The following is a 24,512-nucleotide window of genomic DNA, read 5'->3' as shown; positions in this document are numbered from 1 at the left end:
TAATTAGTGGTGTTTAATAAATTTACTCTATCAGGAGTAACTCGCTTGAGATAGCTATAAAACTTAAAAGAGGGAAGGGCTACACAAACTTAAGCCCGCAGCAAATTGCGGGCTTAGTATTGTTTATTATTTAATACGCAGCGCCATACAATCGCTATGACCGTTTATGATCATGCTTTTATCAACACGTACGCCACCACCAGAGTATTTACCGGCGGCTGTAAAACTACATATTTGTACAAAGTAGTCGTCTACTTTAGGCAGTGCAAATAGTTGTTGGTATATTTGGTCTTGCTCGGCAAAGTGCCCCATTGTTTTTTCTATAACTTGCTGCTGCTCATCAACAAGTTGAATATTAGCGCCACAGCGTCCTACTATTGGTTTAACTACATAACCGGTTTGTAATAACTCGTCGTTAAGCTCAAACGCGGTATTAAGTAAATATTTATGATTAGGGAATAAGCTCCATAGTATTGGCAAAATAGCTTTGTTACTTGGAATTAATGTCCACAGCGGTTCAAACACCATCACGTTTTTACGCAGTAGTACATCGACTAAGCGCGGCGTTTCACCAGCTTTGAATTGTGGTTCAAAGTTATCACCTAATGATTGGTCGGCTTCGCATTCTTCACGAATTTGATCAAGTGCGGTTTCCCACGACCACGTTTTCCATACGTAACTCAGTTGTGCGCCATCTGCATCTACTATGTTGCCTGACTCATTCCAGCGAAGTGTGCTTAAGCCAATTACTAACTTACACTCAAAGCCTGCGGCTTCAATCGCTTCTTTCATAAATAATGCATGATAATGTTCTTCTGGTTCATCATCTTGCAGAATATGAACAAGACCTTTTACTTCACTTTTACGCCATGCTCTTACGAGGTCTTTAAATAAATTTTGGCCTGCATCTACACCTGCTTTAACACCAAAGTGTTTTGCCCACTTTCCCTGAACTTTGCCGCTTTCCATGTAACACGATGCCGAATCGCAATTGTATTCGTAAACTTTTAAACCTGCTGCTGTTAAGGCAAAGTCAAACCGGCTGGTAATTAATTGGTTTAAGCGGTTATCCCACGATTGGCGAATTTTATTAAACACAACATCGGGTAAATTAAACTTTTCTAATAACTCAGGGTGCTGCAGTACATAGTCGGTTGCATGCATAAATAAACCATGCAGCTCATTTGTTGCATGCTCAATGCTTTGCTGCGCCGTTTGAGATATTGCAAAGTAATTATGCTGTTCTTCATCTACTGATGTAAGTTTATGGCCTTGCATCATTTCTATGTAGGCAGCTTCATCGTCATTCGCAATATTTAACCATGACTTGTTTGCTTGGCCTGTATCTACTGCTTTATGGGCTTCTATAATAAATAAATCAGTGTTTAGCTCAGACGTTGGCTCAGCATATTCTGTTTCATCAGTTTGTGTCATCCAGCCTAAAATAGTGGCGTCGCTGTAAGAGCACTCAATCCAATAGTCGCCATCTTTAGTTACTTTTGCTTTTAGTTCACGGCACCAGTTTTGATTTGTTGGCCATATTTGATGCCCTACATTTTGCTCAGCAAGGCGTATTTTATCTTCGTGCACTTCAACAACGACAGCAACATGGCCTGTTTCTTCAAACTCGCCGCCTTCTTCCCATATAAGTAAACTTCCTACTTGAGGGTGATGTTTAGCACCATTTTTAAACGCGTTTAGTGGCAGTCTATTTTGGCTATTTACATCGCGTACTGAACGCAGCTCAAAAATATCGTAAGCCATGGCTATGTCATCAAAAATATAACCATGGTTGAGGTACATCCATCTTCGGGCAAATTCAACGCATTGCCATTTATAGCCCATGTAAATACCGTCTAGGTAACTACGATAGGCGCTACGATTAGGATAAATGCTTTCGTCAGCCGTATCATAATCAGATGAGTAAACAGCAACATTACCAGGTGCATAACCTAATAAAGTACCAAAATCACTAGCAGGAGCAGAAGCTTTCATAAACAAAGATGTTCAAAATAAGGTGTGATAATTTGCTGACTATATGAGTCAAACTGCGTTATAGCAAGATATTACTGGGTATAATCTTTAATTAAATATTGGTGCTAAATAGGGCTTAAAATTATATTTTATTAATCCATCGTTTTAAAAGCAGTAGTTAAGAAATCCCTCCTTCAAAGTGTTTATACATGTAAAACTGAACCTATATTCGTACTTTAGTTAATTTTTTGTTAAACTGTTGCGCTTGGTATAGCAAAACTAGCTAAAAGTTCTTAAAACAGGAAAAATAATGGAAGACATAATAAACAACATTGATATTAATCAATATTTACCCGCTGCAATTACGTGGGCAACCAACATATTACTAGCAATTGCAATTTTACTTGCGGGCTTATGGCTGGCAGGCAAAGTACGCAATTTAATTATTGGCTTATGCCATAAATACACTCATCTTGATGATACGCTTTTTCGCTTTTTAGGCAGCATGGCTCGCTACATCATATTAGCGTTCGTTATTATTGCTGTATTAAATCGCTTTGGTGTTCAAACAGCCTCTATTATTGCTTTGCTAGGTGCTGCGGGGCTTGCTATAGGCTTGGCGTTACAAGGTGCAATGTCGAACCTTGCAGCGGGCGTTATGTTGCTTGTTTTCAGACCTTATAAAGTGAATGACTTTATTGAGGCTGCAGGGCGTTTTGGTAAAGTAACAGAAGTAGATATGTTTACTACTATTTTACAAACGTTCGATAACCAACAGGTTATTATTCCAAATAGTCAAATTTGGGGCGCGCAAATTATAAACCATTCACATCATCCAATTCGTGGTGTGGATATGCATTTTGGTGTTGCTTACGGTGAAGATACAACGGCTGTACGTAAAGTTATAGATGCCGTACTTGAAGCGCATCCACACATACTAAAAGACCCAGCTCCTTTTGTTGAAGTAGAAACACTTAACAACAGCTCAGTAGACTTTTTAGTAAGACCTTTTTGTAAGGGCGAGCATTACTTCGATATTCTTTACACAGTGCCAGAGTTAATTAAAAAAGCACTAGATGAAAACAACATCGAAATACCTTTCCCACATCGTAAAGTTATTTTAGTTAACGAAAGCAAAGATTAACTAAATTTAAAATGATTTAAATCTAAGAGCACTTTTAAGTGCTCTTTTTTTGTCTGAAAAAGTTACATACCTGTGTAACTTTTTCTTTTATAAACCACCTCAAATACTACATTGTTATCTGTACAGCCCTTTCTTACTAGGTTGGATGGCTGGTCTTTATTTTGCATTTGCATAGTCGCTTTTAGCTTTAAAGCTCATAAAAACTATTGACCCATTAAATCAAACTGTATGAAGGACTAAACATGGCTGAATCATTTAAATACTCAGGTAATAAAGGGCATGGCGGCGAATTGCATCAAAAGGCGTCGGACGAATACCCTACCATGACCACCGCGCAGGGCTGCCCTGTAAGCGACGATCAAAACTCATTACGTGCAGGTAAGCGTGGCCCAGGATTATTAGAAGATCATATAATGCGCGAGAAGATCTTTCATTTTGATCACGAACGCATTCCTGAGCGAGTAGTGCATGCTAGAGGTTATGGTGCACACGGATATTTTGAAACTTACGACACACTTGAAGATTTAACCTGTGCAGATATTTTTCAGCGAAAAGGTGAAAAAACGCCAGTGTTTACTCGCTTCTCTACGGTTGCAGGTAATAAAGGATCGCCAGATTTAGCCCGTGATGTACGCGGTTTTGCGGTTAAGTTTTATACCCAAGAGGGAAACTGGGATTTAGTGGGTAACAATATACCGGTATTTTTTATTCAGGATGCAATGAAGTTTCCAGACTTAGTTCATTCAGCTAAAGCAGAGCCCGACCGAGGTTTTCCGCAAGCGCAAACCGCACACGATAACTTTTGGGATTTTGTAAGCTTGTCGCCTGAGTCAATGCATATGGTTATGTGGGCAATGTCTGATAGAGCTATTCCGCGCTCTTTACGCTTTATGGAAGGTTTTGGCGTTCATACCTTTAAATTTATTAATGCCAAAGGCGATGAAAAATTCGTTAAATTTCATTGGAAACCAAAAGGCGGTATGCAATCGGTAGTATGGAACGAAGCACTTAAGCTTAACGGCGCCGATCCTGATTTTCATCGCAGAGACATGTGGGAATCAATTGGTAACGGCGACTTCCCTGAATGGGAGTTAGGTGTGCAAGTGTTTGATCAGCAGTTTGCTGATGAATTTGAATTTGATATTTTTGATGCCACTAAGCTTATACCAGAGGAACAAGTACCAGTACAAATTGTTGGCCGTATGGTGCTTGACCGTGTTGTCGACAACTTTTTTGCAGAAACAGAGCAAGTTGCATTTTGTACTCAAAACATTGTACCAGGGCTCGATTTTACGCCCGACCCGCTACTGCAAGGTCGTAACTTTTCATACTTAGATACTCAAACTAAGCGTTTAGGTGGTCCTAACTTTACGCATATTCCGGTCAATGCACCTAAATGCCCAATGCGTCATTTTCAGCAAGATGGCCACATGGCAATGCACAATCCAAAAGGGCGTGTTAATTATGAGCCAAACTCATGGAGCGGCGATGAAAACAACCCGCGCGAATGCCCAGTACATGGCTTTAAAAGCTCAAAGGAACCTGAAGTAAGTGGCGGTGATAAACTACGTTATCGCTCAGAAACATTCAGCGATCATTACAGTCAAGCTCGTCAATTTTATTTAAGTCAAACAGAGGTAGAGCAGGCGCATATTCAATCTGCGTACGTGTTTGAGCTGTCTAAAGTTGAGCATTTACCAATACGAGAACGTTTGGTATCGCACTTGTTAAATATTGACGAAACCCTCGCAAATAAAGTTGCCGAAGGACTTGGCTTGCAAGAAATGCCAGATCCGGCAGAAGCTGCTATGCCAACTCGTAAAGACTTACCTGTATCTGATGCGTTAAGTATTTTGAAAAATGCGCCCAACACCTTTAAAGGCCGTAAATTAGGTATTTTAGTAAGTGATGGCTTTAATGCAGAAATTTTAGAATCGGTTACCAATGCACTTAAAAGTGAAGGTGCAAACTTTGAAATTATTGCCCCGCAAGTTGGCGGTGCTAAATGCAGTAAAGGTAAGCACTTTAAAGCTGATCAGGTTATTAATGGTGGTCCATCGGTTTTATACGATGCGGTACTTGTACTCACCACCGAAGATGGAGCTGAAAAACTAGCTGCCATAGCAGAAGCTAAAGACTTTGTAAGTGATGCGTACGCACATATGAAATTTATAGGCTTTACAAATGAGGCTAAGCCTTTATTTAAAGCGGCAGGCCTTGATGGAAAAGCAGATGATGGTTGGATAGATTTAGAGGCACATTCAGCCGATAAATTTATAAATACATTGCGTAATTTAAGATATTGGGAACGTTAGTAAGCTCAATAATTAAAAACCACAGCATGTAATTGTTGTGGTTTTTTTTAGCTCACCTAGTTAAGGTATTAGTTCAAGCCAACAATAAAATTGGATATATTATGAAGCTTAATGGCGCTTGTCACTGTGGCAAAGTGGTATTTACGGTCAACTCAAAACACCCTTATCCTTACAATTTATGTTACTGCTCTATATGCCGTAAAACCGCAGGGAGCGGCGGTTTTGTTATTAACTTGAACGCGCAATACAGCACGCTTGAGGTTACAGGGCGTGAACACATAACTATTTATCATGCAAAAATAGGCGATAAAATCAGCCCTGCAGAGCGTCATTTTTGTAAGCATTGTAGTGCTAACTTGTGGTTATACGATGCACGTTGGCCTGAGCAAGTTCACCCCTTTGCTGGTGCAATAGATAGTGAGTTACCCATACCGCCAGAGCGCACTCATTTAATGCTTGGTAGTAAAGCAAATTGGGTAAATGCGGCCATTAATGAAGGTGACAAGCAGTTTGAAGAGTACCCTGATGAAAGTATTGCTGCTTGGCATAAGCGTTTAAACCTCGAAAAGTAACGCAATTTTTTGTATGAGCTAAGCTTAAATTTAGGGGCAATTAAGCGCATATTTAGTCAATTAAATATTAAAAATCACCGCGTAAGTAAAGGAGAATATTATGGCAGTCTCAGCAATACCAAAAGGGTTTCATTCAGTTACACCTTATTTAATTATGAATGACGCACAAAAAGCGATAGATTTTTATTGTGATGCATTTAGTGCTGAACACGTAATGCAGATGCCTTTACCTGATGGTGGAATAGCCCATGCAGAAATAATAATTGGTGATTCGCATATTATGCTTTCAGATAATGGTTCTGAAGAGCATTTAAAAACCCCAAAAGAACTCGGTGGTACAGCACTAAGCCTTATGCTTTTTGTTGAAGATGTTGATACCGTATTTAAAAAAGCAATTGAGCTTGGTGCAACAGAAATAAGACCCGTACATGATCAGTTCTATGGTGATAGGACCGGCACGCTACAAGACCCATTTGGTCATATATGGATCATTGGTACACACAAAGAAGATGTTAGTGACGAAGAGTTAAATAATCGAATCGGGAATATAACAAATCAAGAGCAAGACGCATAACTCGTATGCTAATTAGATTTATGTACCTTTCTAATTACGTTGATGGCTTCAAAGGAAGGCTTGTGGCTTTTGCTTCAGCTCATCTAGGTTTTGCCCTGTTATCGACACGGTTTTCTTACCTAAAAGTAGCTCACTTAATTAAGCGAATTAGTATAAATTACTAGTTAAATTTTAGGCATAAAAAAACCTCAGCCAATAATTAGCTGAGGTTCAAAAAGTGGTACCAGCGGCCGGACTCGAACCGGCACTCCTTTCGGAAGGGGATTTTGAATCCCCCATGTCTACCAATTTCATCACGCTGGCATAATTTTTCTTTAATCTTTTAAGCATAAAAAGATAAAGAAAAACCACTTAAAATAAAAAGGATACTTATATACCTCTTATTCTGTATCCGCATTATACAAACAAAAGAGGGGGCGGCAAGCCTTTTCTTTTATTTGCATAAACAACTGGTTGATAATTAATCGTTTATAACAAGGAGACTCCATCGGTGAATTTTTTAAGTCTTTTTGGGCTGATATATAAAGCGAATATTTTGGGTTATGAGTGCTATTAAACTGTTATGCGATTGAATAAATAAGCAATTGAACTATTGATAATAGTGAATCGTATTATAATAATTATTCCTGCTTTATGCCGATTTTGCGCTTGATTCAGGTATTATTTGTACAACAAGGTTTTTAAGACATTAGATATGACCCAATTAAGTGCCAAACAGAACATTCAATCGATTGTTAAAGCTATTAAGGCAGAGGAAGCATCACTTCGTCAAAAATACCCATTACTTGCACATCAAAATACCTTAGGGTTAATTATTTTATTGCTATCGCTTAGCGTATTAATTGGTGTTGGTGCTTTATATTATTTAGCCCTAATACCTGCTTGGGTATGTATAGTACTTGCAGCTATTGCTGCATCTATTTCCCATGAGTTAGAACACGACCTCATACATAAACAATACTTTAGTAATCAGCCGTTAATGCATAATTCTATGATGTTAGTAGTATGGTTAATGCGGCCAAATACTATTAGCCCATGGTACCGACGTAAAATGCATTTACACCATCACAAAACCTCAGGCACACAACAAGACCTAGAAGAACGCTTGGTGGGAAACGGTATTAAAAATCCATTTTTACGTGCGCTAGTTATTGTAGATGGCTTATTAGGGTTAGTTATTTCTACTAAACGTTTTAGAAAAGAAATTAATGGCTTTAGTTTTTCGAGTGTTTTTAATGCGGGGTTTCCGATAGCGACTGCGTATTTCGCTATTTTATATAGCGTTATTATATTTCATATTGTTGATTTATTTATACCACTTTCGCTTAATTCGCCTAGCTGGGTACTAAGTATAATGAACGTGTTTGAATTTTTAATGGTCGTGCTCATTGTGCCTAATATTATTCGTTCAAGTTCGCTTAATTTTGTTACCTCAAGCATGCATTACTATGGCGGCGTTAATAACATGCTTGAGCAAACTCATGTACTAACGAGTCGTTTATTTATGCCGTTTCACTTATTTTGTTTTAACTTTGGTAAAACACATACCATTCATCATTTTGTGCCAAATCAGCCGTTTTATTTACGCCAAATGCTAAGTAAAAAAATACTTAAAGTAATGGCGCAGCATAACGTGCGCTTTAACGATTTTGATAGCATTAAAAATGCGAATGTTTATAAAGCCTAGATAAAGCTAAGTGCAATTAACGCAGTGAAAACAGACAAACATTATTACATGAGTGGTTTAATTGCTAATGTTATAAAAGGCTTTCTGCTGACGCCATTGTTTGTATAATTCTTGGCATAGAGACGAAGGCATATAAATAATCCTTAGCTCTAAAGTGGTTTGTCTTTATCTTCTCGTGTTTAGAAAGTTAAAGCAAAATGACGCCAGCGTGATGAAAGTGGTAGGCGTGGGGAATTCAAAACCCCCTAGCGAAAGGTGTGTCGGTGCGAGCCTGCCCGCTGGATGAATTAATTACTCTTACTACATTTGAATGTGCTTATGTGAGCTTTACTTAGCACTAAAAGCTCCGTACGCTTACTTACCCTCTAAAAACGCGATGAACTCTCCAGCCGATACATACCAAATATCATCTTTATTTGAGAGTGTCTGAATAAGCTGCTCGGCGTAATCCCAGTTATTGTTTTTTGTATTTTTATCAAACTCCCACGAATGGCCCCAAATCATCATCACAGTGAGTTTATTGCTGTTTAGCGCTAAGTATTGCTCTATTAATGGCATTGCGTTTGAGTGGTGAACGGTTGGGTGCCACGCCATGTAGTTAGTAGGGAGTTCAAAATTAAGGGTGTCGTTTACTGTTCGGGCATTAGTAAAGCCAGCTTGCTTTACTAATTTCATCGCAGCTTTATCGTACGAGCCTAAAGGGTACGCAAATGATTGCAAAGGGCTGCCTTTAATTGGCGATAAAATTTGCTTATCACGGGCTAATTGTAATTTCAGCTCTGCTGTATCTAAGTCCGCAAAGCCCGGATGTGAGTAACTGTGGCTTGCTATTTCATGACCTTTATAAAGTGCTTTTACTTCACTTTGTTTAATATATTCGCCTTCTTTACCGGTAAAGGCTTTCATCCATGGTAGCTTTTTAGCAAATAATCCTGAGTTTAAATTAAATGTGCCAACAACCTGGTATTTATTAAATAGCGCCACGAGCTTTCTGTCTTGTGTAACGCCATCGTCGTAACTAAAAATAACGGCTTTAGTCGCGCCGTTAGGGTAGCTTTTTGCAGGCACTTTATTGGCTGTACAAGTAAAGCTTACCGCCATTAACATACCAATTAATAAGTACTTCATTTTAATGTCTTCATTATAGGTGCAAGTTGCTTAGCCCAAAGGGCATAGCCTGCCTCGTTTAAATGGGTACCATCGGTAGTGAGCGCTTCATTAAGCGTGCCTTGTGCGCCTAAAAATGCTGGGTGTAAGTCTATGTAGGTAAATCGTGCGTGCTTAATTGCTTTAATTTGCTTGTTAACCGTTTGCGCCATTTGAGTTATAAAATCGCGATGATCTGGCAAAATACTTTGTACATAAATTTGTGTATTAGGTAGCGCCTCATTGAGCTGAGTCACTATTTTTTCGATATTTTCACTTATCGACGATAGGTTTTTTACTTGCTTTATATAGTGAAAATTAAAAATATCGTTTACGCCAATTTTTAAAAATATAGCTTTAGGAGGGGCTGCTTTTAATTCGTTTAAACGCGCTAAAACACCGTAGGTCATATCGCCACTAATACCGCGGTTTCTTACGCGTAGGTCGTTAAATCTAATGGCCCAATTCAATCCTTGCTCAGTAATGCTATCACCAACAAATACAATATCGCCTTTACGTAAAGGTTGCAGCTTAAAGTGCGCTGTGCGCTCGCCATAGTGGTTTTTTAACCACTGCGACTGAAAAGGAATGAGCGTTTCAGCATTGGCTTTAAAACTAATTAAAGCCGTCCACATTATGAACGCGATAAATATAAAATAGGTGTATTGGTGTGTGTTAATACTTGGTTTATAATTCATAAAAAGCTGCGCTTATAGACATACTAATTTTTCAATGTATCTATAAACGCCGGATTTTGATATATGTTGCATTCGTATTCAGGCTTTGTTTTTAAACATTCCTTTTATTAAGCCTGCTAGTTTGGCTACCCCTAAAGTAAGTAACATCGGTACGCCTATTAAAATAAGCTCTTTTACAAATGGTAAAATATACATCAATACCGGTGCTATATTTGGCTTTTCTCCTTCAGGTGAGCCGTGGCTATAACCTTGTAGGTTTATTTGCATAGCCCAATCTGTTCGCTCCAAAGTCACCAATATAAGGCTTACTAAAACAGATACAATTAAAACGATGCTGGTGCGGGTTTTCCACTGTTGTTTTAAGTGCTTCATTATTTAGCCTCCTTGGCAAACATGCGTTTTGTTAGCTTTAATATCCACCCCAAATTAAGAGCTAAATGAACACCTAGCATTGGCATAATAAAAGTGGCCGAATCATGATGTATTTTTGACCAAAAGTCTTGAATATTTAAATTAATATCAAGCGCAGGTAGTAAAGCAACCGACACTAAAAAGCCACTCACAAATACCAATAACATCATTATATAAAGTAGGTAGTCCCATATAATGTTAAACCGTTCACGCGCTGTTATGTTTGCTAATAAGCGCTTAAAGCTGCGCTGTATCCAATCCCAATGTAGTAATAAGTGAATTGAAAATGGCACTATAAAAAACAAACTAAACCATTCATGTAAAGGTACGCCCGTTGCTTGTGGTGCACTTACTAGCATAAAGCTTATAAGGAGTAGTGCATCCATTACATAGCGGAATTTTTGTAAGTTTTGCTTCCAGTTAGACATTGTAATATGACCCTAATTTTTAATTACTTTTTGATTGCCACTATTTAAGGTACGCCCTCCTTAAACAGTAAAAGGCTCAATAAAATATTGAGCCTTAAATTATTACTGAGCTTTTAAATTAAAAAACGTACGACGCGCTTAATTTTACATTGCGACCTGCTTCGTAATCTTGCACGGTGTCGCTTGAGTATGACGCGTGTGAGTAATAAGTTTTGTCAAAAATATTTTCAATACCTAAGGTCATGCTAAGTGCTTCAAGCTGACTTGGTAGCCACTGCATGCTGATGTTTTAAAATAATGAGTAGGTTTAGGTCGAGCTGATTTAAATTCATAATTTGGTTTTATAATTAGCCTGTATTACAAGCTGTTATCCTAGCATTTATATTTGCGAAGTACGTATAGGTCTTTTTTTTAGGAATTTAAACATGACTCTTAAAAATAAAAAATAACGTTAATTATATATAAAATGTATAAAGTGATTTGCTATTTACCCTGATTATCAAACCTTAAAGTAAACAATATACTGGTTGTATCAAATTAAACTAACAGGATACAACACAATGAAACCACTTTATTTTGCAGCAGCGCTGCTAGCAACAGGGTTTTTTAATAGCGCATTAGCTGAGCCTAAAAAACCAGAATTATTAACGCCTGAGCTATTAGTCGATTTGCCTAACACCTTTAATTCGCCAGCCAGTAGCGATATGGATAAAGAGGGCAATGTATATATTACCTCGCCAAACTTTCATAACGATGCACTGATTAAAATTGGCGAGATGCAAACACCTGCTGCGCCCCGTATAGGCATGCTTGATAAAAATAACAATTTTAGTAATTGGTATACTTTTACTAAGCAAGATATGGCGCCATCAACAGGTAAAATTGCACCTATGGGAATTGCATTCGGCCCAGATGGCAATGCTTACGTAGCTGATATGCAAATGTGGTTTGATGGCAGTTATAAATCGCGAATACTACGTATTAATGTCGTAAATGGAAAAGCTGTAAGCACGGATGTTGTTGTAACAGGGTTATTATTTCCTAATGCAGTGGTATTTAAAGGCGATGATCTGTTTATTTCAGAAACAGTATTAAAGCTTGAAGGTACTAAGCAGTTAAGTGGTGTGTATAAGGTTGGCATGAGTGAGTTAAATGATCAAAAACCAGCGCATATAAAACCTTTTTTAAGTACTCAAAATCATGACTCACATCTGTTTGATACATTTGCCTCTAACGCGACACTTAAGTTTGCCTCTAACGCGACACTTAAGTTTGGCGCTAACGGCCTAACATTTGATGGAGAAGGTAATTTATACACTAGCATTATGGAAGATGGCAGTGTAATTAAAACCACTTTGAACGAGCGCAATGAAAAAGTTAAAACAGAGCTATTTGCAAAAGGCCTAGTTGCAACCGACGGTTTAAAGTGGGACAACCGTACTAACAAAATTTATATTACAGACTTATTTGCTAACGCTATTTATAGTATTGATATGCAAGGTAAATTAGAGTTACTGGCACAAAATGGCAATACCACAGGACTTCATGGGGAGCTTGATGCACCATCTGAATTAATTGTTCGTGGTAAAGATATTATTATTATGAATTTCGACGCCGTGTTCGACAGCCCTAATATGGTTAACAAAAAAGCTGATAACCCACATACTTTATCGGTAATTAAGCTTAAATAACAGATTGCTAGCTGTTTAAAGTTACTAATTTAAATAGCTGCTTAGAGCAGCTATTTTGATAACAGGGCTTCAATTAATAACCTGGTTGAATTGTTACATCAAGCAATCTGCTTTAGCTCTAAATATAGTCGACTACATCAAAAGCTTTACCTGTTTGGTTACTTTCAATTGCGTGTCTAAATGCTTTAGCGGTATCAGCTGCGGTTATACCATTGGTGCTATCCATACCCATTATCTCCATCGTTTCCTTTACAAAATGAGGACTTACGGTATTTACGCGTAATATGCCTTCAAGTTCTAATGCCGCCGCTTTAGCGAATGAATCTAGCGCTGCATTTACCATGCTTACAGCTGCTGAACCAGGCGCAGGATTTTGTGCTAAAAAGCCTGAAGTAAAAGTAAAACTACCGCCTTGATTAATGTACTTAGTTGCCACATGAAATAGTGTAATATTACCCATTAATTTATTACCTACAGTTGTTGTGTAATCTTGCTCACTTATCTCGTTTATAGGTGCGAAGGTAATTAAACCTGCAGTAGATATAACCGCATCAACATTTCCTACTTTTTTAAATAATGCTTCTATAGAGGCTTTATCTTGAATGTCTACCGTGTGTTCGCTGTTTTTAAAGCTCGCTTTAATAACTTGATGATCATGAAGGTCTGCCGCTATTGCTGCCCCAACTATGCCTGATGCGCCTATTAATAATACTTTCATTTTTATTACCTTTAACAATGTATTTTGTGAATGTAAGGTAATAATAAACTCATCAGTAAAGGTGAAAAATAACAAATAAATAATATTATTTGTGATATTTTTAGAATAATAGCCAAGTGTAATTTAGCGAGTAAGTAATGGATTTATTAAAATCAATTCAGGTATTTGAGCAAGTAGCCCAGCAGCAAAGCTTTAGCCGCGCTGCCGAGAGTTTAAATTTAGTGCCCTCAGCCGTTAGCAGGCAAATTAACGAGCTTGAAAAATGGCTCGATATTAGGTTAATAAACCGTACTACACGCTCATTAAGTTTAACCGAAGACGGTAAAGCATATTTACTTAAGCTCAGTGATATTCGTGCACAAGTCACCGAACTTCGCCGCTCCAAAACACAGCTACAACAAATCAAAGGGCTTATAAAAATTACAGCTCCCATAATGATTGGGCAATATATGCTGCCGGTTGCATTAGCTGAATTTAAAGATCTGCATCAGGACGTTGATTTAGCAATTTCACTTATGAATCGTAAAGTAGAGCTGGTGGAAGAAGGCTTTGATTTAGCTATACGCGTAGGGCACTTAAACGACTCAACAATGGTCGCGCGTAATATTGGTAATATGCACTTTAAAACGGTAGCAAGCCCTCACTATATTAACACTCACGGCATGCCCAGTACGCCTAAAGATCTTAAAAACCATCAATGTTTAATAAATACCGCAGTAACTAATGCCAAGCGATGGTCGTACTTAATTGACGGAAAAAGCACAGTAATAAAAGTAGCTGGTAGCCTTGAAGTTAACGATTCTCAAAGCTTAAAAGCCTTTGCTATAGCTAATCAAGGTATTGCTCAGCTGCCTAGTTTTTACGTTGATGCGGCAATTCAATCCGGTGAGTTAATAGAAATATTAAGCGATTATGTGCCAAGCCCATTACCCGTGAATTTACTCTATCCATCGCAACGTTTATTAAGCCCAACTGTCCGCGCTTTGGTGGACTATTTAGTGCCATTTTTAAATCAACAAAAGCAAAAGTGGTAGGCTTAATTAGCGCTAAAACTTCAAACTAAAAATAGATAAAACCAGTGAAAAGTGAAGTGGCCCTTCATAGTTGGTCATCTAGCTTAAATGGGATTGATTATTGTAGAGCCTTCAGTAATAGTGGTTATAGAGCAAACTAATTATGTTCTCAATAATACATAAGGGCTCGTGCTCATCAATATTATAAAACCAATAAATATAATAAGGACAAACAGGATGAAAAAATCACTAATTTCAATAGCGCTGGGCTTTGCTGCCCTTAGTGCGTTTAATGCCAATGCAAACATTGATCAGCAAGTTAAAAAGATAGAGCAACAGGTTATTGATTGGCGACGTGATTTTCATCAAAACCCTGAGCTTGGAAATCGCGAAACCCGCACAGCAGGTATTGTCGCTAAGCACTTAAAGTCGCTGGGTATGGAAGTACAAACAGGGATTGCTTATACAGGTGTTGTGGGGCTATTAAAAGGTGCAAAGCCAGGCCCGACAGTAATGCTACGTGCAGATATGGACGCGCTGCCAGTTACTGAAAAAGCAGATGTTGATTTTAAATCAACTAAAACCACTAATTACCGTGGTGTAGATGTAGGCATAATGCATGCTTGTGGGCACGACACGCACGTGGCTATGCTAATGGGCGCTGCACAAGTGCTTGCAAACATGAAAGATGAGCTACACGGTAATATTATGTTTGTATTTCAGCCTGCAGAAGAAGGCGCACCTGAGGGGGAAGAGGGGGGCGCTGAGTTAATGCTTAAAGAAGGCATATTTAAACAATACAAACCAGAAGCTGCTTTTGGGTTACACATAACATCTAGTTTGCACAGCGGTAAAATTGGTTATAGAAGTGGCCCAGCTATGGCCAGTGCAGACCGATTTGAAATAACAGTACATGGCAAGCAGGCACACGGCTCTGCACCGTGGACTGGGGTTGACCCCATTGCCGCAGCTGCGCAAATAGTAACAGGGGTTAATCATATTGTTAGTCGCCAAATCAACATTACCAAAGAGCCTGCTATTGTCTCGTTTGGTAAGATAGCGGGTGGGGTGCGTAATAATATTATTCCTGAAGAAGTCGAAATGGTAGGCACAATTCGTAACTTTGATATGGATAACCGAGCACAAATATTTGAAAAAATAAAAACCACAGCCACGCACATTGCTAAATCGTCAGGTGCTACTGCAGAGGTACACATTCACGAAGGTTATCCGGTAACGATTAATAACCCAAAGTTAACTGCGCAAATGTTACCTAGCCTTAAAAAAGCAGCAGGTAATGAAAACGTAGTTGAAATGGGAAAAATAACCGGCGCAGAAGACTTTTCGTTTTACGCATTAGAAGTACCGAGTGTATTTGTATTTTTAGGCGGCACACCAAGTGAGCAAGATTTAAATACAGTGGCTAGTAATCACTCACCTTATTTTTATGCCGACGAATCATCGTTTAAAGTAGGCACTAAGGCGCTTAGCCTGTTAGCTTTTGATTATTTAAACGCACATAAAAGATAGCTTAAACACACCACGTTACGCTATTAGCTTAACGTGGTATTGCTGTTTTATTTAAAACATCGGATCATGTTTTTAGCACTTGCTCAACTTTTAAAATCACTCTCAAAAATTAAAAATCTAACCGAACATACAAATGAACCGGCGAGCAGTTTTTTTATATTTTAAAAATAATGAATCGATATTGCCGGTCTTATATCTCGATTCAATCTTCATAAGCATTAAGGATTTAAATAATGGAAATTACTGGAAGCTGTTACTGTGGTGAAATTAAATACCAAGCAAAGTCTCAAAATAACAACGCACTTGTTTGTCATTGTAGCGATTGCCAACGTATGTCGAGCGGCCCATTTAGAGCAGTCATAATTGCAGAGCCAAATTCGGTCGTGTTTACCCAAGGTGAGCCAAAAGAGTTTGTTAAAACAGCGCAAAGTGGTAACAAGCGTGCGCAAGGTTTTTGTGGTACATGTGGTACAACACTTTATGCAACTAACGAAGCTAAAGCTGACCGTGTATATGGCTTGCGAATTGGTGCAGTTGATCAGCGTGATCAGTTTACGCCAACAGCACAAATTTGGGCTAAATCAACATTGAGCTGGTTGAGCGGCTTACACGAAGTACCTGCGTTTGATACAACCCCACAAAACTAGTTAGTTGGGGTTATCAGTATTACTTTTTTAGTAAGCGGTTTGAAATTTATTTAACCAAATGACTGTCTACTTATAAGTCAGTCATTTGGAGAATAATATGTGTAGTTCACCTAAAAGCAGCCGAGCAGTAAAAAAAACAGCCATTAGTTTTAATGATGAGCTTACTCAAGAGCAGCGCTTGCGTTTTGCTGCAAAAGCTAATTTAGCACAAGAGCGCCGTGAACAGCGCGAAGCAACTAATAAACGTTATGAGCAAAAGCACGCGAGTAGTAAACCTTCGTCTGGTTTATTTTCGTGGTTACAGCAGCTAGTTAGCTGATTGAGCTAAAGTGGTGTTTTTACCACTGCCTAAACCACATAATGCACACAGTACTCCGGCAATAGCGCACAGCCATAATGGTGCACTCCAACTTCCCGTAGTCGTGTGTAATGCACCAGCTAGCATAGGACCAATAGCCGCGAGCAAATAACCTACGCTTTGCGACATACCTGAAAGCGACGCTGCTTGTTGCGAATCGTCAGTTCGTAAACTAATAAACGACAGCCCCAATATAAAACACGCTCCAGAGCAAAAACCCAGCATTAGGGTCCAAACAAAAGCAAAGCTAGGCATGTAAAGCAGCCCCAAAGCACTGAGTGCACTCAACATGGCTAAAATAAAGCTAAGCGCGCTTTGATCTTTTAATTTGGCAAGTAACGGAATTAATATTAAACCCGGTAATGCAGTCGCTATTTGAAAAGCCCCATGATAAGCACCTGCTTGAGTAGCTGAGTGACCGGTTTCGGTTAATATGCTTGGTAACCACGTAATAATTATATAATTTAAAAACGAGTTTAAGCCCAGCAGTAGGGTAATTTGCCATGCTAGTAAATAACGCCATACACTTTTTGACGTGTCGGTGTGTTGAGCAATACTCGCGGGTTTTGTGTGCTTACTTAATTGCGACATCCATACAATAATACTCGCCAAAGTAATAAGAGCTGATGAGCCCAGCGCAAGTTGCCATCCTAATCCGTTTAACTGACTAAGCGGAAATACTAAAGTAGAAAACCCACCCGATACCACGCCCATAGTCAGCACGTAGGCTGAGGTCATTAACGCAACCTTTGCAGGGAAGTCGCGCTTAATTAAACTTGGTAATAATACGTTTGCGATGGCAATGCCCACACCAATAATAGCGGTGCCTACAAAAAGCATAGCTGAGGTATTTATTACCCGCGCTGCAACCCCTGCAAGTATAAATAACAAAGCCAAAAACAAGGTGCGCTCTAACCCTTGCTTTTTAGCAAGGGTTGCGGCCATTGGCGATACAACCGCAAAGGCAATGAGTGGCAGTGTTGTTAAAAAGCCAGCTTGTGATGCGCTAAGCCCAAAGTGATTAATAATTTGTTCAAGCACAGGTGCAATACCTGTAAATGTGGCGCGTAAATTTGCGGCAATAAGTAATATGCCAAGCACAAGTAATATGCCAGCAAAGCGTGATTTAGGTGTGCTATTTAACAAAAGGGAAGACCATTAAAGCTAATACTTAATGGGCGCTAGTATAAAGGCTTAGCAAAAACTATAATTTAGAGATAATGACATTAAATAACTAAAAACAGACAAAACTATGTTTGATGCAATTGGCTGGGACGACATTAAAAATTTTGAAACTATGGCGCAGCCCATAATAGCCAAAATAGAGCATGCCCATGCAAGTCACGAAATACCACTACATACTCATCCAAAAGGGCAATTAATTTTAGCGCTGCATGGTTATGTAACGTGTGAAGTGTCGGCCAAAATGTGGATGGTGCCTACGCACAGTGCAATTTGGATCCCAGCACAAAAGGTGCATAGTAATAGGGCGTCTGATAACGCGCAGCTTTGTCATTTATTTATTGATAGTAGTAAAAACGGTATGCCGCTAAATACCTGTACGTTAGCCATTACGCCACTGGTTAAAGAACTAATGTGTGAGTTGGCTGGGCATAATCAGCACTATACTTTAAATAGTAAAACATCGCGTTTAGCGCAGGTGTTATTTGATCAACTTATTGAAATGCCCGTACAACCACTTGATTTTGTATTATCTAAAAATGAGGTGATTCAAACCATGAGCGATCAGCTTATAAACAAGCCAAATAACCGAAAAACACTACCACAATGGGCTAAGCAGTTTGCATTAACAGAGCGCACATTAGCGCGGTTAATTAAAAAAGAAACAGGCATGACATTTGGAAAATGGCGTACGCAATTGCATATAATTACAGCCTTAAAAGCGCTTTCTGATAAGCAAAGTGTGCAGCTGGTGTCGGAGTTATTAGGATATGAGTCGGTGAGTGCATTTATTACTATGTTTAAAAAGGTAATGAAAAAGTCGCCCATGAAATACATGAGCGATTTAAATCAGTTAAATTAGCTTAGCTCTTAAATAAGTTTAGCCCTTAAATAAGCACTACCACGTGTAAGTTGCCGAAAGCATCGCGTTACGAGGCCTACCCGGGAAGTATCTGTCGCCGGTGAAACTGGTGTAATCGGCGCGCTCCGCATAAGCCTCATCAGTTAAGTTAATAATACGAGCAAGTAGCTCAAGATTACTAGTAACTTGCCACTGTGCGCGTAGGCTTAAAACATCATGCCCTTGGTATTTATTTAAGTTTTCTGGGTCGGTGTAGTAGTTACCAACGCGGTGCCACTGCAAAGCAAATTGCGTATTACTGAGTGCCTGCCATGTTAAATCGAGATTAGCAATATTACGCGGCGCGGTATCTATGTCGTTGCCGTTTATATTTAAACCGTTAAGTATTTGGTTGTTAGTATAAGTATGCTTTGCGTGTGTGCCTACAAAGTTAAGTGCAAGCGACTTAGTGAGCTGGTAGTCAAGTTCAAGCTCAATACCACGATGGCGAGAGCTGCCATTATTTACCGTAAAAAAGTCACTATCGCGGTAAATCGTATTGTGTTTACTCATAGCGTAAAGTGACACACCATAACGTAGTTTTTCGTAAATCCCTTTAATACCCAGCTCTGCGTTATTCGCTATTTCGGCGCTTAAATTTGCAGTGGTTTGCTCGCGTTGTAATTGGTATAGCTCAGCCGCTTGTGGCGCTCTGTAACCGCGAGAAAAGTTTGCATAAAGCGTGTTATTTGTATTGTACTGATAACTAACCCCAAGCTTTGGCGATAGATTACTAAAACTATTTTTAGCACTCGCTGGGCGGCTGTATCGGCAGCCACCAAAGCCGCATTCTGTGCCATCGTCTTTTGTTCTACCTGCTAGCATATTATTGGTGTAGTCGTACTGCATATGCTCGTAGCGCACACCTGCGGTAAGTAACCATTTATTTAATTGCCAATCAAGCGATGCAAAAGGGGCATAAAGCGTGGCGTTTACATCGTAATCGTAATGCTTACCTTGGGGTACTGTAGCAACTAAAAATGCAGAACCTTGAGTGGGCTCGTTTTGGCTTTGAGTAAAGTCGGCTTGCGTGTATTCGCCATCAAGCCCTAGGTTTATTTTTATATTACGTTGTAAATTATGTTGATAAAGTGATTGCACACCAAAGCCGGTTTGGCTGTTTGTTTCAAGCGGTGTGCCGGGTAAAAAGTGCTTAAAAAAGTCCATGCTTTGGTCGCGAAAATATAACGTAGTAGAGAGCACATCATCGTTATTTAATTGCCATGTTGCATTGCTCCATGCTCTAAATGCGCGTGCTTTTCTAAATGCGTCTGGGTCAAAGTTTTTTTGCGCGAGGTCTTCGTTTTTATAGCTTTCAAAGCCTGTAATAAATCCCGCAGTTTGCTGATCAAGATTTGTATAAGTAAGGCCTGAGGTAAGTAATAAATTATTATTTGAATAGCGATGGCGAATATTTACTTTTTGTTGCTCTACGCTTTCGTCGTCGCGGTAACCGCTATCGTCGGTAACACTTGCGTTAATGCCGATACCGCTGTTGCCGTAATCTTGCCCTGCGCGTAATTTGTAGCGAGTATAACCGTACGAGCCATAGTCTAAACCAACTAAGCCACCGCCTTGTGTGGTGTCGGGCGTTATTATATTAATAACACCATGCACAGCATTTGAGCCATAAAGTGCAGAGCCAGGGCCCTTTAGCACTTCAATGCGCTGCGCCATTTCGCTGTGCGCCTCAAATAGCTCGTTTATATTACAAAACCCAGCGGCTCTAAGTGGTATGCCATCCTCCAAAGTCAATATGCCACCACAAGCGCCAGCGCCCGAAAGTACGGGGGAGCGAAGTGCGGGTAAATATTCTTGGCCATTTCCGCGTTGAATATTAGCCCCTGCTACACGTTGCAGGGCTTCTTCAATATGGGTAGGCGCAATGCTATTTAGCTGCGCTTCGCTGAGTGTACTTATTGATAAAGGGAGTGGGGTAGATAGCGCTTCAATACGTGATGCCGTAGTTGTTATGGTTTCTATTGCATCGTTGTTTTGATTATTGGCAAACGCAGTGTGGCTAAAGGGTAATATCAGGGGCAAAAAATAAGGTTTCATACATTCCTTGAAAGTAATCTATATTGCATTGCCTCTATAATATGCGGTTTTAATATGCATTTAAACTTGTTGCGTTAAAGCGTACGTAACCTATAAATCCGATACGTAATTGATAAAACAAAACAAGCCACAGCAGGAAATACCAAAGCCAGCACTAAGTAATGCTTAAATAAAACGTAGCCGGTTATACCGCCTAGTAAAAAGCCTGCAATAATGAGTAAAAACATAACGCCTTTACGGGTATCAAATTGCTCACCTTTAAGCGCTTTACCTAGCATTAAACCAAGGTCAGTAAAAATACCGGTTAAATGTGTCGTACGTATAACAGCACCACTGTAATTAGTTGCTAGCGCATTTTGTAACCCACACGCAGCAGATGTTAAAACAATGCCGTAAACGAATGTGTTTTTGAGTAAATAAGCACTCGCAAGTAGCAGCAATCCTTCAATAAAAAGCAAAGTGTCGTAATGACGACCAAGTTTTAATGAGCCACCAGAGAGCAAAAAGCCCGACAGTGCCGAACCCAACATAAAGCTAACAATTATTGAAAGTAACAATAAGGCAGTACTAGGATTAGTTATTGCTTTAATACCCAGTAAAGTAACAGAGCCAGATACATGCGAAATAGCCTGGTGCTCAAATCCTAATAAGCCTACAGCGTTTACTATGCCCGCTATAAATGCGAGCGTAAACGCGCCATATTCAACCCACTTTGGTAGTTTTGTAAACATTGGTTATCTCTTAACGTGTACAGTGTTAATTATTGAGTTTGTGCTTTAAAACGCTTTATTTGCTCATCAACTAATTTTGTATCTATTACGCCACGCTTAAAAGCAATGTAAGTAGGAAACGTAAACTCATTGAGCTGCCTAGCGTATACGTTTTTATATTCCTTTGAGTACCACAAACCCGCCTGATAGTTAGTTATTGCGTATTCAACGCGATTTTTTTCTAGCAGCTCAAAAGTGTCTTTAGTTGAAAGTGAACGAAGCAGATTATTCTCATCAAGGTTATACTTTTTAGCAATAACCTCAGGCACAGCAACGCCGCGCAGCATTGCTATTGGGGTATTTGATAAATCGTCAGTGAGCAATTTATCTTTGTTTAAAGCAAATAAACCATACTTAGTAGTATGCAAGGGCACGCTTGTAAAATCTAAATACTCTGCTCGCTCTTTTGTATTGGCCAAAGAGAAATAGCAGTCGTAGTAGCCCAGCGCCATTTCTTTTTTTACGCGCGCCCATGGCAGATGAATTACGTCAATCTTAAGATTTAAATTACGCTCAATAAACGTTAAATATTCAATATCTAAACCTGTGAACGTATCGCTTTTCTCATCAAATATAGTAAAAGGCGGGTAGTGAGTTGTTACGCAGCGCAGGGTCTTACTTGGCGCTGCAAGTAATAACGAAGGTAAAGTTAAAGCTAAAAATAGAAATATTGCGCGCATAAATAAAAATTCGATATCTTTTAAAATACATAAATTGAACGCCAATTATACAGTTACTGAGCTTAATTGCATTGATCGAAGTATTTTTACCTAGCGTATAAGTTAAATTTTGTGAGATATACCATGTTTAACGCAGAGCAGGAGTCACGCATTATCGAAATGGCGTGGGAAGATAGAACTCCTTTTGAGGCAATAGAGCAGTTATACGGATTAAAATACTCCCAGCTGGTGGTATTTATGCGCGAACATATTTCAAAAGGCAGTTTTAAAGTGTGGCGTAAACGCCATGCTGGTCGTAAAACAAAACACTTAAAATTACGCGATCCCGCTATTATGCGAAGCCACTGTAAAACACAATATAAACAACGTTAAATAAGTGTAAGCTGTTTCATATGATGTTCAGCCGTGTTTGTTAACCTTTAGCTATTAATTACGCTAGAGATTATTTATGAGAGCACTAACATACACAACACTAATAGCATTGGCTTTATGTTCAATAACCGCCGATGCAAAACCGCATAAAGATAAGCATGGTCATAAACACGGCCATAATAAGCATCATTCACATAAACACAACGACAATGACTACCTTTCTAAAAAAGAGGCTAAGCAGCTAATTCGCGCCGGTTGGACGCCACCAGGGCTAAGCAAAAGCTACCACCGAGGCGACTATTTAGATCGTGATTTATATAAACGAGGTAGAGTGATTGAACGCTCTAGAGATAATGGTACAGTGAGTATTGAAATAGACCGTACAGTTATTCACATGGTGCACGACACCCGAGAAATACTTTCAATTTTAAGTCGCTAAATTAACTTTATAAGGATATTAAAATGCTTATTGCGCTGGCTATAATTATTGGCTTTTTTTTACTGGTTACCTTGTTGCCTATGTCGTACAGCCAGCATTACTTAGTGCGTAGCTGCGACTTTGTGCGCTTACAGGTATTTTATATTGCCAGTTTTGTAGCCGTTACATCGTTGTTTTTATTATGGCAAAGTAGCGCAATAGGTTATGTATTTATAGCCTTAACCTCATTACTTATAATGATTTTACAAGGTAAATGGATTTACCCGTATACGTGGCTTGCTAAAAAAGAAGTGCAAAGCGCACCAAAGCATATAGACCACAGCGTACGAATTATGTCGGCAAATGTACTGATGTCGAACCATAAAAGTGAGCAGCTAATTAGCCTTGTAGATGAGCACCAACCCGACCTACTTATTACACTTGAGAGTGATAGCTGGTGGGAAAATAAATTATCAGTCATTAAAAAAAATTACCCGTATTACATAGAATGCCCTAAAGATAATCGTTATGGCATGCACTTATACAGCAAGTTTAAAATACTCGATGCACAAATTTGTGAGCTAATAGAAGAAGATATTCCTTCAATTCATATTCTGTTTGAAAACGATGAAGGCCTGCAAATGCAAGGGCACTTTATTCACCCAGCACCGCCAAGCCCGACAGAGGAAGACTCATCACGTCCGCGCGACTCTGAGCTAATAATGGTGGCTAAAGCACTTAAAAACCCAACACGACCTACCATAGTTGCCGGTGATTTAAACGACGTAGCATGGTCGCGTAGCACCCGTTTGTTTATGCAAATAAGTGGCTTTTTAGACCCTCGAAAAGGCCGTGGTTTTTATAACACCTTTCATGCAAGCTACTTTTTTATGCGTTGGCCGCTCGATCACTTATTTCACAGCGAAGGCTTTAAAGTAAAACGTATTAAGCGCTTAGCTAAGTATGGCTCTGATCACTTTGCGCTACTGACTGAGCTTTCTTACGAAAACGCTAATCAGGAGTCACTAGAAGATAAACCCGAAGATCTAAAGCATGAAGAAATCCAAGAGCTTGCTATGAATAAGGCAGACAAGCGAAAAGTGCCGAGGTTTGAGGAAGAGTTATAGCTATTAGGCAGTGTAGGTCGGATAAGTGGCGAAGCCACGCCATCCGACAAAAATAATGAATTGGCTAGCAACAACACGACTACCACGTTTATGTTGTC

General features: G+C 39.2%; 25 protein-coding genes and 1 tRNA gene. 14 read left to right on the top strand and 12 right to left on the bottom strand.

The annotated features are described in order from the left end of the window. Positions 1-126: 126 nt before the first annotated feature. A complete protein-coding gene (gene gss / locus I6E69_RS00265) occupies positions 127-1,995 on the bottom strand; it encodes a bifunctional glutathionylspermidine amidase/synthase (protein WP_197120323.1) in 1,869 nt (622 codons plus the stop codon). A gap of 289 nt (positions 1,996-2,284) precedes the next feature. Here gss and I6E69_RS00260 point away from each other — a divergent pair, with 289 nt between their 5' ends. The 4 genes from I6E69_RS00260 (at position 2,285) to I6E69_RS00245 (ending at position 6,579) form a co-directional block, all read left to right on the top strand. Next, complete coding sequence (locus I6E69_RS00260) at positions 2,285-3,118, top strand: mechanosensitive ion channel family protein (RefSeq protein WP_197120322.1); 834 nt, start codon at positions 2,285-2,287, stop codon at positions 3,116-3,118. Positions 3,119-3,360: 242 nt separating this feature from the next. Next, positions 3,361-5,433 carry a catalase gene (locus I6E69_RS00255; protein ID WP_197120321.1) on the top strand — a complete coding sequence of 691 codons (2,073 nt, stop codon included), beginning with the start codon at positions 3,361-3,363 and terminating at the stop codon, positions 5,431-5,433. 101 nt (positions 5,434-5,534) lie between these two features. Further along, positions 5,535-6,005 carry a GFA family protein gene (locus tag I6E69_RS00250; RefSeq protein ID WP_197120320.1) on the top strand — a complete coding sequence of 157 codons (471 nt, stop codon included), beginning with the start codon at positions 5,535-5,537 and terminating at the stop codon, positions 6,003-6,005. A gap of 100 nt (positions 6,006-6,105) precedes the next feature. Continuing rightward, complete coding sequence (locus I6E69_RS00245) at positions 6,106-6,579, top strand: VOC family protein (protein WP_197120319.1); 474 nt, start codon at positions 6,106-6,108, stop codon at positions 6,577-6,579. A 218-nt stretch (positions 6,580-6,797) separates the two neighbouring features. Here the strand turns inward: I6E69_RS00245 and I6E69_RS00240 are convergent. Then, a tRNA-Leu gene (locus I6E69_RS00240) sits at positions 6,798-6,882 on the bottom strand. Positions 6,883-7,273: 391 nt separating this feature from the next. On the opposite strand from I6E69_RS00240, the gene I6E69_RS00235 reads away from it, so the two are divergent. Beyond that, positions 7,274-8,266: a fatty acid desaturase gene (locus I6E69_RS00235; protein WP_197120318.1), complete on the top strand. Its 993-nt coding sequence runs from the start codon at positions 7,274-7,276 to the stop codon at positions 8,264-8,266. Positions 8,267-8,620: 354 nt separating this feature from the next. Here the strand turns inward: I6E69_RS00235 and I6E69_RS00230 are convergent, their stop codons facing one another. From I6E69_RS00230 to I6E69_RS00210, 5 genes are all read right to left on the bottom strand, one after another. Then, positions 8,621-9,394 (bottom strand): polysaccharide deacetylase family protein, encoded by a 774-nt coding sequence (locus I6E69_RS00230; protein WP_039485172.1) that lies wholly within the window; start codon positions 9,392-9,394, stop codon positions 8,621-8,623. Continuing rightward, positions 9,391-10,110, bottom strand: a complete 720-nt coding sequence (locus I6E69_RS00225; RefSeq protein WP_052201191.1) for a GDSL-type esterase/lipase family protein — start codon at positions 10,108-10,110, stop codon at positions 9,391-9,393. Before I6E69_RS00225 ends, I6E69_RS00230 begins: the two co-directional genes overlap by 4 nt. A gap of 78 nt (positions 10,111-10,188) precedes the next feature. Continuing rightward, on the bottom strand, positions 10,189-10,482 hold the full coding sequence (locus tag I6E69_RS00220; protein WP_039485170.1) for a hypothetical protein: 294 nt from the start codon (positions 10,480-10,482) through the stop codon (positions 10,189-10,191). Next, positions 10,482-10,949: a DUF4405 domain-containing protein gene (locus I6E69_RS00215; RefSeq protein WP_197120317.1), complete on the bottom strand. Its 468-nt coding sequence runs from the start codon at positions 10,947-10,949 to the stop codon at positions 10,482-10,484. Before I6E69_RS00215 ends, I6E69_RS00220 begins: the two co-directional genes overlap by 1 nt. 118 nt (positions 10,950-11,067) lie before the next feature. Further along, complete coding sequence (locus I6E69_RS00210) at positions 11,068-11,229, bottom strand: TonB-dependent receptor (RefSeq protein WP_197120316.1); 162 nt, start codon at positions 11,227-11,229, stop codon at positions 11,068-11,070. 280 nt (positions 11,230-11,509) lie between these two features. Between I6E69_RS00210 and I6E69_RS00205 the strand changes: the two genes are divergently transcribed. Further along, the gene (locus tag I6E69_RS00205) at positions 11,510-12,640 is read left to right on the top strand and encodes a hypothetical protein (protein WP_197120315.1); all 1,131 of its coding nucleotides are present in this window, start codon (positions 11,510-11,512) and stop codon (positions 12,638-12,640) included. 118 nt (positions 12,641-12,758) lie between these two features. Here I6E69_RS00205 and I6E69_RS00200 read toward each other — a convergent pair whose 3' ends face one another. After that, positions 12,759-13,358, bottom strand: a complete 600-nt coding sequence (locus I6E69_RS00200; RefSeq protein ID WP_197120314.1) for a short chain dehydrogenase — start codon at positions 13,356-13,358, stop codon at positions 12,759-12,761. 137 nt (positions 13,359-13,495) lie between these two features. Between I6E69_RS00200 and I6E69_RS00195 the strand changes: the two genes are divergently transcribed. The 4 genes from I6E69_RS00195 to I6E69_RS00180 all read left to right on the top strand — a co-directional run bounded on the left by I6E69_RS00195 (position 13,496) and on the right by I6E69_RS00180 (position 16,867). After that, a complete protein-coding gene (locus I6E69_RS00195) occupies positions 13,496-14,392 on the top strand; it encodes a LysR family transcriptional regulator (protein ID WP_197120313.1) in 897 nt (298 codons plus the stop codon). Positions 14,393-14,608: 216 nt separating this feature from the next. After that, on the top strand, positions 14,609-15,901 hold the full coding sequence (locus I6E69_RS00190; protein WP_197120312.1) for an amidohydrolase: 1,293 nt from the start codon (positions 14,609-14,611) through the stop codon (positions 15,899-15,901). Positions 15,902-16,134: 233 nt separating this feature from the next. Then, entirely contained in the window at positions 16,135-16,548 is a 414-nt protein-coding gene (locus I6E69_RS00185; RefSeq protein WP_007377055.1) for a GFA family protein, read from the top strand. A 97-nt stretch (positions 16,549-16,645) separates the two neighbouring features. Then, entirely contained in the window at positions 16,646-16,867 is a 222-nt protein-coding gene (locus I6E69_RS00180; protein ID WP_024605837.1) for a hypothetical protein, read from the top strand. Here the strand turns inward: I6E69_RS00180 and I6E69_RS00175 are convergent. Then, positions 16,856-18,052 (bottom strand): MFS transporter, encoded by a 1,197-nt coding sequence (locus I6E69_RS00175; protein ID WP_197120311.1) that lies wholly within the window; start codon positions 18,050-18,052, stop codon positions 16,856-16,858. The genes I6E69_RS00180 and I6E69_RS00175 overlap by 12 nt on opposite strands. 106 nt (positions 18,053-18,158) lie before the next feature. Between I6E69_RS00175 and I6E69_RS00170 the strand changes: the two genes are divergently transcribed. After that, positions 18,159-18,950: a helix-turn-helix domain-containing protein gene (locus I6E69_RS00170; protein ID WP_197120310.1), complete on the top strand. Its 792-nt coding sequence runs from the start codon at positions 18,159-18,161 to the stop codon at positions 18,948-18,950. A 36-nt stretch (positions 18,951-18,986) separates the two neighbouring features. Here the strand turns inward: I6E69_RS00170 and I6E69_RS00165 are convergent, their stop codons facing one another. From I6E69_RS00165 to I6E69_RS00155, 3 genes are all read right to left on the bottom strand, one after another. Then, positions 18,987-21,047 (bottom strand): TonB-dependent receptor, encoded by a 2,061-nt coding sequence (locus I6E69_RS00165; RefSeq protein WP_197120309.1) that lies wholly within the window; start codon positions 21,045-21,047, stop codon positions 18,987-18,989. 74 nt (positions 21,048-21,121) lie between these two features. Then, positions 21,122-21,778, bottom strand: a complete 657-nt coding sequence (locus I6E69_RS00160; RefSeq protein ID WP_138488600.1) for a YoaK family protein — start codon at positions 21,776-21,778, stop codon at positions 21,122-21,124. A 29-nt stretch (positions 21,779-21,807) separates the two neighbouring features. After that, positions 21,808-22,497 carry an ABC transporter substrate-binding protein gene (locus I6E69_RS00155; protein WP_039486020.1) on the bottom strand — a complete coding sequence of 230 codons (690 nt, stop codon included), beginning with the start codon at positions 22,495-22,497 and terminating at the stop codon, positions 21,808-21,810. 123 nt (positions 22,498-22,620) lie between these two features. Between I6E69_RS00155 and I6E69_RS00150 the strand changes: the two genes are divergently transcribed. The 3 genes from I6E69_RS00150 (at position 22,621) to I6E69_RS00140 (ending at position 24,414) form a co-directional block, all read left to right on the top strand. After that, positions 22,621-22,869, top strand: a complete 249-nt coding sequence (locus I6E69_RS00150; RefSeq protein WP_002958079.1) for a TIGR03643 family protein — start codon at positions 22,621-22,623, stop codon at positions 22,867-22,869. 76 nt (positions 22,870-22,945) lie between these two features. Continuing rightward, positions 22,946-23,308: a hypothetical protein gene (locus I6E69_RS00145; protein WP_197120308.1), complete on the top strand. Its 363-nt coding sequence runs from the start codon at positions 22,946-22,948 to the stop codon at positions 23,306-23,308. A gap of 23 nt (positions 23,309-23,331) precedes the next feature. Next, positions 23,332-24,414: an endonuclease/exonuclease/phosphatase family protein gene (locus I6E69_RS00140; RefSeq protein ID WP_154903466.1), complete on the top strand. Its 1,083-nt coding sequence runs from the start codon at positions 23,332-23,334 to the stop codon at positions 24,412-24,414. Positions 24,415-24,512 lie beyond the last annotated feature (98 nt).

This window comes from Pseudoalteromonas sp. NZS100, from assembly GCF_015864815.1.
GTDB lineage: Bacteria > Pseudomonadota > Gammaproteobacteria > Enterobacterales > Alteromonadaceae > Pseudoalteromonas > Pseudoalteromonas distincta.
Note: the sequence above shows the minus strand (reverse complement) of the source record. Positions and strands in the feature narration are given on the sequence as shown.